Annotated in this window: 15 protein-coding genes and 1 pseudogene; 8 read left to right on the forward strand and 8 right to left on the reverse strand. The window is 70.0% G+C overall.

The genetic code is table 11. The features are described 5' to 3' along the window. Positions 1 to 41 precede the first annotated feature (41 nt). Both ACZ3H8_RS10495 and hemL read right to left on the reverse strand, forming a co-directional pair. Complete coding sequence (locus tag ACZ3H8_RS10495; RefSeq protein WP_467399805.1) at positions 42 to 770, reverse strand: histidine phosphatase family protein; 729 nt, start codon at positions 768 to 770, stop codon at positions 42 to 44. Continuing rightward, complete coding sequence (gene hemL / locus ACZ3H8_RS10500; RefSeq protein ID WP_398992291.1) at positions 767 to 2,083, reverse strand: glutamate-1-semialdehyde 2,1-aminomutase; 1,317 nt, start codon at positions 2,081 to 2,083, stop codon at positions 767 to 769. The genes ACZ3H8_RS10495 and hemL overlap by 4 nt, the downstream gene beginning before the upstream one ends. Positions 2,084 to 2,356: 273 nt before the next feature. Between hemL and ACZ3H8_RS10505 the strand changes: the two genes are divergently transcribed. Beyond that, on the forward strand, positions 2,357 to 2,917 hold the full coding sequence (locus ACZ3H8_RS10505; protein WP_362678782.1) for a hypothetical protein: 561 nt from the start codon (positions 2,357 to 2,359) through the stop codon (positions 2,915 to 2,917). A 52-nt stretch (positions 2,918 to 2,969) separates the two neighbouring features. Here ACZ3H8_RS10505 and ACZ3H8_RS10510 read toward each other — a convergent pair whose 3' ends face one another. Beyond that, positions 2,970 to 3,557, reverse strand: coding sequence for a TIGR03086 family metal-binding protein (locus ACZ3H8_RS10510; RefSeq protein ID WP_467399807.1), 588 nt, complete (start codon positions 3,555 to 3,557; stop codon positions 2,970 to 2,972). Between the two features lie 63 nt (positions 3,558 to 3,620). Here ACZ3H8_RS10510 and ACZ3H8_RS10515 point away from each other — a divergent pair. Next, a pseudogene (locus ACZ3H8_RS10515) lies at positions 3,621 to 4,491 on the forward strand (DUF6597 domain-containing transcriptional factor). Positions 4,492 to 4,537: 46 nt separating this feature from the next. On the opposite strand, the gene ACZ3H8_RS10520 reads toward ACZ3H8_RS10515, so the two are convergent. Further along, positions 4,538 to 5,176, reverse strand: a complete 639-nt coding sequence (locus tag ACZ3H8_RS10520; protein WP_467399810.1) for a hypothetical protein — start codon at positions 5,174 to 5,176, stop codon at positions 4,538 to 4,540. A 44-nt stretch (positions 5,177 to 5,220) separates the two neighbouring features. Between ACZ3H8_RS10520 and ACZ3H8_RS10525 the strand changes: the two genes are divergently transcribed. The 3 genes from ACZ3H8_RS10525 (at position 5,221) to ACZ3H8_RS10535 (ending at position 7,569) form a co-directional block, all read left to right on the forward strand. Beyond that, positions 5,221 to 5,769, forward strand: a complete 549-nt coding sequence (locus tag ACZ3H8_RS10525) for a GNAT family N-acetyltransferase (RefSeq protein ID WP_467399812.1) — start codon at positions 5,221 to 5,223, stop codon at positions 5,767 to 5,769. Positions 5,770 to 5,942: 173 nt separating this feature from the next. Further along, positions 5,943 to 6,782, forward strand: a complete 840-nt coding sequence (locus ACZ3H8_RS10530; protein WP_467399815.1) for an NmrA family NAD(P)-binding protein — start codon at positions 5,943 to 5,945, stop codon at positions 6,780 to 6,782. 52 nt (positions 6,783 to 6,834) lie between these two features. Further along, on the forward strand, positions 6,835 to 7,569 hold the full coding sequence (locus ACZ3H8_RS10535) for a Mut7-C RNAse domain-containing protein (protein WP_398992279.1): 735 nt from the start codon (positions 6,835 to 6,837) through the stop codon (positions 7,567 to 7,569). A 26-nt stretch (positions 7,570 to 7,595) separates the two neighbouring features. On the opposite strand, the gene ACZ3H8_RS10540 is transcribed toward ACZ3H8_RS10535, so the two are convergent. Further along, on the reverse strand, positions 7,596 to 8,078 hold the full coding sequence (locus ACZ3H8_RS10540; RefSeq protein WP_356227176.1) for a MarR family winged helix-turn-helix transcriptional regulator: 483 nt from the start codon (positions 8,076 to 8,078) through the stop codon (positions 7,596 to 7,598). A 52-nt stretch (positions 8,079 to 8,130) separates the two neighbouring features. Beyond that, positions 8,131 to 8,613: a hypothetical protein gene (locus tag ACZ3H8_RS10545; protein ID WP_467399819.1), complete on the reverse strand. Its 483-nt coding sequence runs from the start codon at positions 8,611 to 8,613 to the stop codon at positions 8,131 to 8,133. 88 nt (positions 8,614 to 8,701) lie between these two features. On the opposite strand from ACZ3H8_RS10545, the gene ACZ3H8_RS10550 reads away from it, so the two are divergent. Beyond that, positions 8,702 to 9,037 (forward strand): YnfA family protein, encoded by a 336-nt coding sequence (locus ACZ3H8_RS10550; RefSeq protein ID WP_467399821.1) that lies wholly within the window; start codon positions 8,702 to 8,704, stop codon positions 9,035 to 9,037. A gap of 120 nt (positions 9,038 to 9,157) precedes the next feature. Next, positions 9,158 to 9,922, forward strand: coding sequence for an SDR family NAD(P)-dependent oxidoreductase (locus tag ACZ3H8_RS10555; protein ID WP_467399823.1), 765 nt, complete (start codon positions 9,158 to 9,160; stop codon positions 9,920 to 9,922). Between the two features lie 90 nt (positions 9,923 to 10,012). On the opposite strand, the gene ACZ3H8_RS10560 is transcribed toward ACZ3H8_RS10555, so the two are convergent. Both ACZ3H8_RS10560 and ACZ3H8_RS10565 read right to left on the reverse strand, forming a co-directional pair. Next, on the reverse strand, positions 10,013 to 11,251 hold the full coding sequence (locus ACZ3H8_RS10560) for an FG-GAP-like repeat-containing protein (RefSeq protein ID WP_467399826.1): 1,239 nt from the start codon (positions 11,249 to 11,251) through the stop codon (positions 10,013 to 10,015). Positions 11,252 to 11,306: 55 nt separating this feature from the next. Continuing rightward, on the reverse strand, positions 11,307 to 12,536 hold the full coding sequence (locus tag ACZ3H8_RS10565; RefSeq protein WP_467399828.1) for an FG-GAP-like repeat-containing protein: 1,230 nt from the start codon (positions 12,534 to 12,536) through the stop codon (positions 11,307 to 11,309). A gap of 200 nt (positions 12,537 to 12,736) precedes the next feature. Between ACZ3H8_RS10565 and ACZ3H8_RS10570 the strand changes: the two genes are divergently transcribed. Further along, complete coding sequence (locus ACZ3H8_RS10570) at positions 12,737 to 13,075, forward strand: hypothetical protein (RefSeq protein ID WP_467399831.1); 339 nt, start codon at positions 12,737 to 12,739, stop codon at positions 13,073 to 13,075. The last annotated feature ends 58 nt before the right edge of the window (positions 13,076 to 13,133 follow it).

The raw sequence follows: 13,133 nt of genomic DNA on the forward strand, positions 1-13,133 counted from the left end.
AGGAACTGCCCGGCCAATTACACGGCCAACTACGCAGCCAACTACGCGCCGAATGCTTTGGCCTTGCCCTTCACGGGTTTTGCACCCGCGAGAAGATGCGCCGGAACAAGATCTCGCGCGGGCTCGGAGTAGCCGACGGAGACAATCCGGTCGCCCTGATACGTGAACGTGGTCAGCGACGCGAGCGTGCACTGCCGGCGGCGCGGGTCGTGCCACAGCCGGCGCCGCTCGACGAAACTCCGCACGATCCAGATCGGCAGCTGGTGGCTGACGCAGACGGCCTCGTGCCCGCGGGCGGCGTCGCGCGCGGCGCCCAGCGCGCCCATCATCCGTACGACCTGATCGACGTACGGCTCCCCCCAGGACGGGCGGAACGGATTGGTCAGGTGCTTCCAGTTGGCCGGCTTGCGCAGCGCGCCGTCGCCCACCCCGAAGGTCTTGCCCTCGAAGACATTGGCCGCCTCGATCAGCCGCTCGTCGGTGTCGAGGGTGAGGCTGTGGCTCTTGGCGACGGGGGCCGCGGTCTCCTGGGCGCGCTCCAGCGGGGAGGCGACGACATGGGTGATGTCGCGGTCCGCGAGATGCTCGGCGACCCGGTCGGCCATCTGGCGGCCGAGTTCGGAGAGGTGGTAGCCGGCCCGGCGGCCGTAGAGAACGCCGTCGGGGTTCTCGACCTCGCCGTGCCGCACCAGGTGGACGACGGTGATCTCGTTGTCCCGGCTGCCCTCGCCGTTGGCGCCGCTCTCGCTGTTCAGGGTGTTCTCGCTCATGCCGATGCCTCCGTCGCCTCGGCGGCGGCCCGCGCGGCGGCCGGCAGCGCGGCGGCGATCCGCTCGATCGCCCGCTCGTCGTGGGCCGTGGAGACGAACCAGGACTCGAAGGCGGACGGCGGGAGATAGACACCCCGGGAGAGCATCGCGTGGAAGAAGGCGGTGAAGCGGAAGGACTGCTGCCGCTTGGCGTCCTCGTAGTTCCTGACGTCGGCGCCGGTGAAGAAGACCGAGAACATGTTGCTCGCCGTCTGCAGCCGGTGGGCCACGCCCTCCTTGCCGAGCGCGTCCGTCACCAGAGCCTGGATCTCGGCCGAGACCGCGTTGACCTTCTCGTACGCGGCGTCGTCGAGCAGCCGCAGCTGCGCGAGCCCGGCCGCGGTGGCAACCGGGTTACCGGAGAGGGTGCCCGCCTGGTAGACGGGCCCGCTGGGTGCGAGGTGCGCCATGACGTCCGCGCGGCCACCGAAGGCCGCGGCGGGGAAGCCGCCGCCCATCACCTTGCCGAAGGTCATCAGGTCGGGCGCGACGCCGTCGACGCCGTACCAGCCGGCCTTCGATGTACGGAAGCCGGTCATGACCTCGTCGGAGATGTAAAGCGCACCGTTCTTCTCGCAGGCCGACCTGAGCCCCTCGTTGAAGCCCGGCCGCGGCGGCACGACGCCCATGTTGCCCGGCGACGCCTCGGTGATCACACAGGCGATCTCGCCCGGGTGCGCGTGGAAGGCTTCGTGCACCGCTTCCAGATCGTTGTACGGCAGGACGATCGTGTCCCCGGCCTGCGCGCCCGTGACCCCCGGGGTGTCCGGCAGCCCGAAAGTCGCCACTCCCGAACCGGCCGCGGCGAGCAGAGCGTCGACATGACCGTGGTAGCAGCCGGCGAACTTCACGACCTTGGCCCGGCCGGTGAAGCCGCGGGCGAGCCGGATCGCGGACATCGTCGCTTCCGTACCGCTGGAAACCAGCCGTACCTGCTCGACGGGCTCGATCCGGGCCACGATTTCCTCGGCGAGTGCGACCTCGCCCTCGCCGGGCGTGCCGAAGGACGTGCCGCGGGCGACCGCCGCCTGCACCGCCTCGATGACGGCCGGGTGCGAGTGGCCGAGGATCATCGGCCCCCACGAGCAGACGAGGTCGACATATTCGCGGCCGTCCGCGTCGGTGAGGTACGGGCCGGTACCGGACACCATGAACCGGGGCGTACCGCCCACGGCTCGGAAGGCACGGACGGGAGAGTTCACGCCGCCGGGCGTCACAAGGGACGCACGGTCGAACAGCGTCTGCGAAACTGGGGCTTCGTATGAATACGCCACTTTGGTCCTGATCTGCGATTCGGATGTGCGGGGGGCCGGGACGGAGGATCTCGGCCACCGGTGAGCAGGGAGCGCGGTCTCCTCGTATTACGAAAGGGCGTCACCCCTCTCGCGTCTGCGAAACTGGGGCGACATAGGGAAAGCTCACGGAATCCATGGTGTCAGAGGCCCTGACGTTCTTGGCGAGTGGTGTTTCACAGCACGTTCGTGGGGGAGGTCACTGTCACGATGATCGGGTTGCGCGGCGGGGGCTGCGAGTGGTCGGGTGGAGATATGCATCGCGGTGGCGGACTGGGCGAGGGGACCGACGACCTGGGTCCTGAGCCTGCCCGGCGTGGAAAGCACCGGCGAGGCGACGCGGGCGCGGACGAGCCCATGGGAAGCAGGAGCGGCCGAGTGGGGGTGACCTACAAATATTTCGGCGCGCCTGACGGAGCTACGGCCGCACGGGTGCCGATCTCGATGCGCCCGGAGGAACTGGGCGGCGACGAGCTCGGCATGGGCGGGATGTTCGCCAAGATCAAGCCGGAGACCATAGCCGCGATGGTGCTGACCGGCATCCAGGGCATGCCGCTGAACAAGGTGCCGCCGCTGGAGCTGGTGGTGCTCCACCCCGACTATGCGGTGGTCAAACTTCCGATGACGGTGGTCGACCCACTGCGCGGCATTGGCGAGGAGTCGGTGGGCGCGGCGGCGTTCATCTGGTCGACGGTCCCGGACCGGGGCGGGCCGCGGGACGCGTTCAACGTCTACCAGCTGCTGCACGAATGGCAGGACTTCTCGGTACGACTGCACGAGGCGGGGCACCAGCCGTACTGCCTGGTCTGGCCCTGAGCCTCAGCGGGGCGGCGTCCACGCGCTCGCCGTCCCGCTTGGTACGGGCGCGCTACGCGGGCGGCTGCCAATACGGGTCCCGGCCGGTCAGGGCCAGCACCCGGTCGAAGTCCGAGACTCCCTCCTCGTCGGGCAGCGGGAACGGCTCGCCGAACACGCCCCCCTTGCGGCCCATCGGCGCCATCTCCGCGAGCGCGGGCCCGATTTCACCGACCACGGCCGGGTCCGGCGTGAACTCCTGCCCGGTCGCGCGGGTCAGGTCCCAGGCGTGCACGGTCAGATCGCCCAGCACCATGTGGCCGACGGTCCTGGCCGGAAAACCCATGGTCCCCGAGGTGCCCTCCTCGGCGCCGGGGGCCGCCCACGCCGCGACGAGCCTGGCGGTCTCGTCGGCGAACCGGGCCCGCCAGTCGCCGGCGTCGTCGTCGATGTAATGCGGTACGGCGGCGAAGTCGGCGTTCCTCTTCGCCGCCAGCGCCTGGAAGTTGATCACCACCTGGATGAGGTGATCCGTCAGGGCGCGTACGTCGTACTCGCTGCACGGCGTGGGGTCGGCCAGCCGCTCGTCGGTGATGCCAAGCACCACCGGAACGGCACGCTGCGCCGCCGATTCGAGCAGGTCACTGATGGCATTCGTCATGGCTCGACGGTAGGGGCGGCCTGCGCCCTGCGTATTGAACAAACGCGACATAGGATCCCCCGCATGGCAGGTCCGCGACGCGACACCAGGGGCATCGTCGAAGCCCGCGAACACTTCGCGCGGGTGCGATTCCGCCGCCGCGAGCCTGCCCCCGGCGCTGCGTCCGTATCTCGAGCACTACTGGCTCATCGACTGGGACCTTTCGGAGCCGTATGCCTCCCATGTGGTGCCGCATCCGTCAGTGAACGTGGTCTTCCAGCGCTACGGCGACGAGGCGCCGTGGGGCGAGGTCGCGGGCATCGGCCTTGGGCTGTTCACGCAGAAGCTGGAGGGGCGGGGGCGGGTGTGCGGGGTGCAGTTCCGGCCCGGCGGCTTCCGGCCGTTCGCGCCCAAGCGGCCGGTGTCCGACTGGACGGGACAGCGGGTGCCGGTCGCGGACGTCCTGGCGGGCGCGGACCCGGAGACTGTGCGCGGAATCCTCGGACCGGAGCGGGAGGACACGCGGGTCGCCGCGCTGGACGCCTTTCTGCTGGGGCTCGAACCGGTGGCGGATCCGCAGGCGGTGCGCGCGATGGAGCTGGTCGACCTGGTGCGTACGGACCGTACGATCCGGCGGGTCGCCGAGTTGGCGACGGTGGAGGGGGACTCGGTGCGTTCGCTGCAGCGGCTCTTCGCGGCGTACGTCGGGGTCGGACCGAAGTGGGTCATCCTGCGCTACCGCATCCACGAGGCGCTGGAGCGCGCCGAGTCGGGTGAGGCCTCGCAGGACCCGGGCGCGGGGGTGGAGGCCGGGGCGGGGACGGGGGCGGGTGCGCTGGACTGGGCGGCGCTGGCCGCCGAGCTCGGGTACAGCGATCAGGCCCATCTCGTACGGGACTTCACGGCGACGGTGGGCGTGCCGCCGACCGCATACGCCCGCCCGGCACCCATGTAGCTGCTGCCAGAAGCGGTCAGTAGCTGTCCGTAGCAGTTGATGACTGTCAGTAGGAGTCGGTGACGCCGACCGCGCCCCTGCCATTGGCGGCCGCGTACCGCAGCACCCGCAGCGGCCCGTCGAGCAGCGTGTGCGCGTCGAAGCCGGGGTCGTCGCTCATGGCCGACATCCAGGCGTCGATACGGGCCAGGATCTCGGTGCGGCGGGGCCCGGCGACGGCGAGGACGGACTCGGCGTGCGGGAGGACGGCCCGTACCTCGGCGGCGGTCAGCAGGAAGTCGCCGAACCAGCCGGGGAGCCGGGCCGCGGCCTCCGCCCCGAGGCCGTAACAGAGGGCGACGGCCGGATCCCCCTTGCACACGGCGGCGGCAAAGGCGGCGCTGCCCTCCGTATCCCCAGCCCCTTCTGCGTCGCGGAGCAGATCCATTCCGGCCTCCTTCATGGCGGCGACGGCCGGTGCGCTGGGGCCGCCGCTGCGCGCGAAGGCGGCGAAACGGCGGGCAGCGGGCGTGGGTTCGGGTGTGAAGTACGGCTCGCGGTCGCCACCGCTGAGCCACCAAGTCAGGTCCGCGGCGTAGTTGGGGGGCGTGGTCCACTCCCCCTCGAGGTGCGCGAACCGCCCCGGCAGGGCCGCGACTTCGGCATCGGGGACGGCGCCGACCGCCCATAGGCCGATGAAGCTCATCGTCCGACCCCCGGTTGTCAGACCCTCGTCCTACAGTGCGTGACATGGAGATCAAAGCACCGGCGGTACGGATCGAGCCATGGTCCGAGGACGACTTCGACCTGCTCCGCGCTGCTAACGCGCCGGAGCTGATGGATCACCTGGGAGGCCCTGAGACGGAAGAACAGCTGATCAAGCGGCACGGGCGGTATGTCGATCTCAGCGGAGACCGGACGGGGAGGGGCCGGATGTACCGCATCGTCCTGTCGGCGGGCGGGGAGGCGGCGGGCACGATCGGCTTCTGGGAGCAGACGTGGGGCGGGCAGCAGGTGTACGAGACGGGCTGGAGCGTCCTGCCGGCCTTCCAGGGACGGGGCATAGCCACGGCGGGCACGGTGGCGGTGGTCGAGGAGGCGAGGGCGGAGCACAAGCACCGATATCTGCACGCGTTCCCGTCCCTCGCCAACGGGCCGTCGAACGCGGTGTGCAGGAAGGCGGGCTTCTCGCTGGTGGGCGAGTGCGACTTCGAATACCCACCGGGGAACCTGCTGCGGTCGAACGACTGGCGGTTTGACCTGGAGGAGCGGTGGGACCAGGAGGAGCCGACGCCGTAGCTCCCCGCCCCCTGCGCGTGACCGCGTTGTGGCGTAACCGCGCCAGGGTTGGACCCGCTTGACGAGCAAGCCCTTTTCGCGGATATTTATCTGCGCGACGCAGCTTCTGTGTGACATCGGCTATTGCTCCTTTGTGTTCAGGCTGCCCCCAACTCCCTCAAGGAACCCCAGACATGACCATCCTCATCACCGGAAGCCGGGGCAAAGTCGGCTCCACCCTCCTCGCGCTCCTCCACGAGGCGGGAGCCGCGGTCCGGGCGGCGTCCGGCAGCCCCGAGAAGCTCAGCCTCCCCGCGGACGTCGACGCCGTTAAGTGCGCGCTCGACGACCCCGCGACCTTCCCGGCCGCCCTGGCCTCCGTGACCTCCGTGTTCCTGTACGCCGAGGCGTCGCAGATCGACGCGTTCCTCGACGAGGCGGGGGCGGCGGGCGTCGAACACATCGTGCTGCTCTCCTCCAGCTCCGTTCTGGACCCCGACGCCGCCGACAACCCGATCGCCGCCTCCCACCTCGCGGTCGAGCAGGCGCTGGCGGCCTCGCCGATCGAGACGACCGTGCTGCAACCGGGCGCGTTCGCGAGCAACACGCTCCAGTGGCCGTGGGCGCTGAAGTCCACGGGCGCGATCGACCTTCCCTACCCGGGCAGTTACGGAGATCCCATCCACGAACGGGACATCGCCGAAGCCGCGCTCGCCGTCCTCACCCGGCCGCCGCTGCGGGGCGCGACGTACCACCTGACCGGCCCCGAAACGCTCACCTTCACCCAGCAGATCGCGATCATCGAACGCGCCTCAGGCCGACCCGTCCCCTTCAACACCGTGACCCGTGAGGCATGGAAAGAGTCCATGGCCCAGTACATGCCGAGCGCCTTCGCGGACGCGCTGCTCGACTACTGGGCCTCGACGGACGACTCGCCCGCTCCCCTCACCCGCAGCGTCGAGGAACTGACCGGCCACCCCGCCCGCACCTTCGCCGATTGGGCCAAGGAGAACGCGGACGCCTTCCGCGCCTGAGTCCCCCGAAACAGCCTGGCTGGCACACGCCGCCCGATGACATGCTGACAGCGTGAACGGACCGGAAATCCACCTCAGCGTCGCTCCTGAGCTGCGCCTCTTCGTCCCTCCGGAGCGCCGCCAGGGGCGTACGACCCTGGTCACCGACGGATCGTCGACGCTCGGCCACGTCGTCGAGTCGGTCGGCGTCCCGCTCACCGAGGCGGGCCGACTGCTTGTCGACGGCATCCAGGTGGCCGCCTCGCACATCCCCCGCGCGGGCGAACACGTCGAGGTGTACGGCGTCGAACGGCCGCAGCAGGTCCCCGGCGCCCCGCTGCGGTTCCTGCTCGACGTCCACCTCGGCACGCTGGCGCGGCGGCTGCGGCTCCTCGGCGTCGATGCGGCGTACGAGAGCGAGGACATCGGCGACCCGGCGCTGGCCACCCTCTCGGCGCAGGAGCGCCGGGTGCTGCTCTCCCGGGACCGCGGGCTGCTTCGGCGCCGGGAGATCTGGGCGGGGGCGTACGTGTACAGCGACCGGCCCGAGGACCAACTGCGCGACGTACTGGAGCGGTTCACGCCCGCGCTTGCGCCCTGGACCCGCTGCACGGCCTGCAACGGCCGGCTGACGGACGCCGACAAGGACTCGGTCCAGGACCAGTTGGAGCAGGGCACGCAGCGCACGTACGACGTGTTCGCACAGTGCACGGCGTGCGAGCGCGTGTACTGGCGGGGCGCGCACCACGCCCGGCTGGAGGCCATCGTCGCGGAGGCGCTGCGAGAATTCGGCGGCGCAGCCGCGTAGTTCGCCCCGGCCGCCCAGGACAGTCGTTACAGCTCACCTTCCCGCAGGCGCTCGACCTGCGCGGCGCTGAGCTCCACGGTCCGCCGCATATGTGCGGTGAGGAGGGCGATCTCCTCGTCGCTGTACGCGTCGAACATGGCGAACCAGGAGCCGTTCAGCTTCTGCCACACCGCACCGAACTCCGCCATCCGCTCGGGCACCAGCGTCACCAGCACCCGCCGCCGGTCCTCGGCGTCACGCTCGCGCGTGACATACCCCGCCCGCTCCAGCCGGTCGACGAGCCGCGTCGCGGACCCGGTGGTCAGCCCGGTCAGCTCGGCGACCCTGCCGGTGGTGACCGGACCGGGTTCGAGCCCCAGCAGGTTGAGGCACTGCAGATCCGTGGGGTGGAGCCGCAGATGGTCGGCGAGAGCCTGGTTGAACAGCGCGTACGAGGCCATGTAGCGGCGCGAGGCGGTGGACAGCTCGTCCATCAGCCTGCCGCGCCCGGCCGCATTCTTCTGCGTCATGCAGAGATTGTACGGAGCAGACGCATGCCGCGTCCGACACCTGACGCAGACGTCAGAACACGTACCGGTCGCCAGTGGCCGGCACCAGCACCTCGTGCTCGTTGTTGTCCGGGTTCCGGTCGGTCGCGCCGCCGTTCCACTGCGTTCCGACCCGCACGATCACCTCGTCCGGCGTACCCACCGTCCGCAGATCGAGCGTGACCCGGTGTCCTCTGCCGGCGGCCCGCAGCGGGCCCGTCGCACACAGCACCAGCTCGTCACCAGCCCACAGACACCCGGCGGGCAGCGCCTGAGCGGCGGGCAGCCGCACCGAGAAGGACAGCCGCACCGTCGCGTTCGCGAGACTCGACGGACCATGATTCTCGGTGACCAGCGAGACCCCGAGCCGCCCGCTCGCCAACGAGACATGGCCGTGGTGCGCCACGTCCGCCTCCGGCGCGATTGCCCGCTCACCGGCGCCCGCGCTCGTACCCAGACCAACCACCATCACCACTGCGGCGGAAACCGCCGACAGCGCCTTGCGCTTCAGGCACATAACCCGAAGATACCTGTTGGAGGCTATTGCCCTTGATTGTCCATCAGCTCCGGCGAGTCTTGGGTTCGTCGCGTGGCACGCTGACGCCATGCTCGTCGTCCGTTCCGCCGCTCTCTTCCTCCTCGCCGCCCTCTTCGAGATCGGCGGCGCCTGGCTCGTCTGGCAGGGGTTCCGGGAACACCGGGGCTGGATCTGGATAGGCGCGGGCGTCATCGCTCTCGGTGCGTACGGCTTTGTGGCCACGCTCCAGCCGGAGGGCGAGTTCGGCCGCATCCTCGCCGCGTACGGCGGAGTCTTCGTCGCGGGCTCCATCGCCTGGGGCATGGTCGCGGACGGCTACCGTCCGGACCGGTGGGACGTGATCGGCGCGCTGGTCTGCCTCGCGGGCATGGCTTTGATCATGTACGCCCCGCGGGGCCGCTGACGCCACGACCGCCCACCCCGCCACGACCCACCCGCCCGCCCGCCCGCCACGACCGCTCCGCCCGCCGGGTCGGCCGCCTATCCTGGGCCGCGTATCGATCACACGCGCGAGGAGTAGGACATGACCGCCGCTGGGACCGCCGTCGCCGTCATCACCGGAGCCAGCAGCGGCATCGGCGCCGCCACCGCACGCCGGCTCGCGGCCGCCGGCTACCACGTCGTCCTCACCGCCCGCCGCAAGGACCGCATCGAAGCGCTCGCCGACGAGCTCACCGGCGCGGGCCACCGGGCCACCGCATACGTCCTCGACGTCACCGACCGCCCGGCCGTCGACGACTTCGCCGCGTCCCTCGACCGCTGCGACGTCCTCGTCAACAACGCGGGCGGCGCACTCGGCGCGGACCCCGTCGCCACCGGCGACCCCGCCGACTGGCGCCAGATGTTCGAGGTCAACGTGATTGGCACCCTCAACACGACGCAGGCCCTGCTCCCGGCCCTCACCGCCGACGGCGACGGCACCGTTGTGATCATCTCCTCCACCGCGGGCCACTCCACCTACGAGGGCGGCGGAGGCTACGTCGCGGCCAAGCACGGCGCCCACGTCCTCGCCGAGACCCTCCGCCTGGAGATCGTCGGCACCCCGGTCCGCGTGATCGAGATCGCCCCCGGCATGGTCAAGACGGAGGAGTTCGCCACGACCCGCTTCCGCGGCGACGAGGAGAAGGCCGCAAAGGTCTACGCGGGCGTGGCCGAGCCCCTCACCGCCGACGACGTCGCCGACACCATCACCTGGGCGGTCACCCGCCCCGCCCACGTGAACATCGACCTACTGGTGGTCCGCCCCCGCGCCCAGGCCTCCAACTCCAAGGTCCACAGGGAGCTGTGACGGCAAACGGAGGGCCCCGGACCGTTGACGACGGTCCGGGGCCTTCCGTACTGGGCTGGGCCTCAGCCCTTCACCCACACCACCTGGGCGTCAGAAGACGCGGACGTTGGGCGCGGAGTCCCAGAGCATGTCTGCGTTCGGGCCGCTGATCCCGCCGGCCCCGTTCCCGTGGTAGAGGAACAGCTGGTAGTCGATGGGCCGCATGATGTCGGACAGTCCGTCGCCGTTCACGTCGCCGGTGGCCATGACCGGCTGGTCGGCGGGCCAGGCGTACGGGAGCTTCTTGCGCGTGCCGAAGGCGCCCTGGCCGTTGCCGGGGTACAGCCACAGCGCCCGCGCTCCGTCGCGGGCGAGCAGGTCGGCCTTGCCGTCACCGGTCAAGTCGCCGGGCGAGGTGAGCCGGTTCATGACGTTCCAGCCGCCGCCGACCTTCTTGCGGACACCGAAGGCACCCTTACCGTTGCCCGGGTACGTCCACAGCACACCGGCCGTGTCGCGGGCGAGCAGGTCCCGGCGCCCGTCACCGGTCAGGTCTCCGGCCGCGCTGATCTCGCGCATGGTGTTCCAGCCCGCGCCGACCTTCACCCTCGTACCGAAGGTGCCGTCGCCCCTGCCGGGGTAGAACCACAGCACCCCCGACTTGTCGCGGGCGAAGAGGTCTTCCCTGCCGTTGGCGTTGTAGTCGCCGTGGCGGACCAGCTGGGTCATGGCGTTCCAGCCGCCGCCGACGAGCTTCCCCTGCGTAACCCCATTGGCGTCGCTGATGCCTGACAGGAACCACAGCCGGCCGTCGTTCGCGCGCTCCAGGAGATCGGCGCGGCCGTCGTTGTTCAGGTCACCGAACTGGGCGACGGCCGGCAGCCCGGCGGGCCGCTTGGCCTCGGGAAAAGTGGACCAGGACATGTACGGGACGCCCTGGAAGGCCTCGTACTCGGTCGTGGTGACCCGCATGGAGCTGATCTTGTTGTCGAATGCTCCGTCGAACGCGCCGTCTCCGAGGGAGATCGCGCCGTTGTGCGGCGAGACCACCAGGAAGTCGGGGTCGGTGCCGTAGTTGGGCTGCACGTACAGCGTCGCCCACAGGCCGCTGTTGTTGACGATCGACGAGATCTTGTCGTTCCACGTGCCGAGCGTGGGCTGGGAGGACGAGTAGATCTTCATCTCGCCCAGGTAGTCCTTGTACTGGAAGACACAGAACTTGCCGGCGGGGCAGCGGGCGGAGTTGTCCGCGGCCGATGCCGCCGGGGCCGCGGTGACGAGCGTGGCCAGCGACGCGGCGACGGCGGCAGCCGTGCCGAGGGCGCGCCGGCCCAGGGTGGATCCGAGCATGAACCGAACTCCGTTCGATGCAGAAGACTGAGAAGACTGAGATGCAGAAGACTGATCAGAAGACGAGGTGGGTGGCCTGGGCCGAGGCGAGCGTCTTCGGGGCCTTGAGGGTGCCGTCCGCCGCGCCCGTCCCCGGGTACACGCGGACGGAGCTCTCGCCCGGCGCGTGCGCGACCAGGTCCGGCCGCCCGTCCCCGGTGATGTCGCCCAGGCCGGCGAGCTCGGTGAGCCCGTTCCAGCCGCCGCTCCCGATGAGCTTGCGGGCGCCGAAGGCGCCCTTGCCGTTACCCGGGTAGAACCACAGCTTCCCGGCGGTGTCGCGGGCCACGAGGTCGGCCCGCTTGTCGGAGTTCATGTCGCCCGCACCGACGAGCTCGTTCATGACCTTCCAGCCGGTGCCGACCTTCTGCCGTGCCCCGAAGGAGCCCCTGCCGTTGCCCGGGTACGTCCACAGGACGCCCGCGCTGTCGACGGCAAGCAGATCGGCCTTGCTGTCCCCGGTCAGGTCACCGGCGGCGACGAGGTCGCGCATGGTGTTCCAGCCGCTGCCGATCCTGGCCCTCGTACCGAAGGTGCCGGCGCCCGTGCCGGGGTAGAACCACAGCACCCCGGCGCTGTCCCGGGCGAACAGGTCCTCCTTGGCGTCTTGGTTGTAGTCGCCGTGCCGGGTGAGCTTGGTCATGGAGTTCCAGCCCGCCCCGACAAGCCGGGTCTGCCCCGTGCTCTCGTAGACGTGGGACGTCCACAGCTGCCCGAACTTGTTACGGGAGAACAGATCGGCGTACCCGTCGCCGTTGGCATCGCCGAAGGCGCCGTTGACCGGCAGCCCGGCGGGCCGGGGCTTGGGCTGGTTGTCCCACTGGTAGACCGCGAACCGGCTCTCGGACCCGCAGAAGTCGTCCGCCTCGGGACCCAGGTCGATGGAGCTGACGGCGTTGTCGAGGTCGGGCCTCGTGCTCTCGTCGAAGGACACCTGCGACGAGTAGTAGTGCGTGGCACCCGACGGGTCGAGCCCCGGCTCGGGGTAGAAGCACACCGGCCAGTCGGTGGAGTTCACGAACGAGCTGATGCGGTTGTCCCACGCCCCGAGCTTGAGCGTGCCCCCATTGACGACCAGCATCTCGCCCTGGCCCAGCGGCTCGCTGAAGACGCAGAGCTTGCCCCAGACACAGCGGTCATACCCGCTCGAAGCCTGGGCCGGCGCGGTGGTGACGGTGGCGATCAGCCCCGCGGCGGCACCGGCCGTGAGCGCGCCGCGAACGACGCGCGAAGAAGAGAAACGCACCCAATCCCCCCAGGATGTGTGCAACTTTCGAGTACGTGTACTCGAAACGATCTAATGATGGGCGGATCATATAGACCCCTACGCCCCTCGGCTCACACAGCTACCGACGGCTCTGTGCAAACGCGCCGCGCACACTCCATGATCTCCACGGCAGCATGCGCGACTCGCAGTCGCGTCCCACTGAGGGGAGGGAGTCTGACGTGGCTCAATGGGTGATCACCGCGCAGACGGTGGGTTCCGAGAAGTACCGCTTCAAGACGGTGAAGACGTTGGACGGCACACGGGAGGAAGCCGAGGCCGCGCTCGGCGAAGTGGCAAGCACATACCTCCCCGACACCCTTTCTCAGGCGAAGCGCCGTCAGGTCTTCCGGTATGCGGATGGGCACTCGTACTACGTACGCATCTCGGGAAAGCTGTCGACATACAAGCTTCTGTTTCAGGTGGCCGAGCTCGTCTGGGACACCGACTGGCCAGAGCCCCACCCGTCGGCTGCTTTGGAGCCGATGGACCAGATCCCTCCCGGATATCAGCAAGGCTGAGCCGAAGCAGCAGACGCCCCCGGACCCTTTCGGTCCGGGGCCTGTCGATCACCTGCAC

This window comes from Streptomyces sp. NPDC002868 (assembly GCF_055563295.1).

What these genes read in the sequence shown, in the direction of transcription:
- ACZ3H8_RS10520 (WP_467399810.1), bottom strand. Translation starts at nt 5,176, where the DNA reads ATGAGCTTCATCGGCCTATGGGCGGTCGGCGCCGTCCCCGATGCCGAA.
- ACZ3H8_RS10510 (WP_467399807.1), bottom strand. Translation starts at nt 3,557, where the DNA reads ATGACGAATGCCATCAGTGACCTGCTCGAATCGGCGGCGCAGCGTGCC.
- ACZ3H8_RS10530 (WP_467399815.1), top strand. Translation starts at nt 5,943, where the DNA reads ATGACCATCCTCATCACCGGAAGCCGGGGCAAAGTCGGCTCCACCCTC.
- ACZ3H8_RS10550 (WP_467399821.1), top strand. Translation starts at nt 8,702, where the DNA reads ATGCTCGTCGTCCGTTCCGCCGCTCTCTTCCTCCTCGCCGCCCTCTTC.
- ACZ3H8_RS10555 (WP_467399823.1), top strand. Translation starts at nt 9,158, where the DNA reads ATGACCGCCGCTGGGACCGCCGTCGCCGTCATCACCGGAGCCAGCAGC.
- ACZ3H8_RS10495 (WP_467399805.1), bottom strand. Translation starts at nt 770, where the DNA reads ATGAGCGAGAACACCCTGAACAGCGAGAGCGGCGCCAACGGCGAGGGC.
- ACZ3H8_RS10540 (WP_356227176.1), bottom strand. Translation starts at nt 8,078, where the DNA reads ATGACGCAGAAGAATGCGGCCGGGCGCGGCAGGCTGATGGACGAGCTG.
- ACZ3H8_RS10560 (WP_467399826.1), bottom strand. Translation starts at nt 11,251, where the DNA reads ATGCTCGGATCCACCCTGGGCCGGCGCGCCCTCGGCACGGCTGCCGCC.
- ACZ3H8_RS10525 (WP_467399812.1), top strand. Translation starts at nt 5,221, where the DNA reads ATGGAGATCAAAGCACCGGCGGTACGGATCGAGCCATGGTCCGAGGAC.
- ACZ3H8_RS10545 (WP_467399819.1), bottom strand. Translation starts at nt 8,613, where the DNA reads ATGTGCCTGAAGCGCAAGGCGCTGTCGGCGGTTTCCGCCGCAGTGGTG.
- ACZ3H8_RS10505 (WP_362678782.1), top strand. Translation starts at nt 2,357, where the DNA reads ATGCATCGCGGTGGCGGACTGGGCGAGGGGACCGACGACCTGGGTCCT.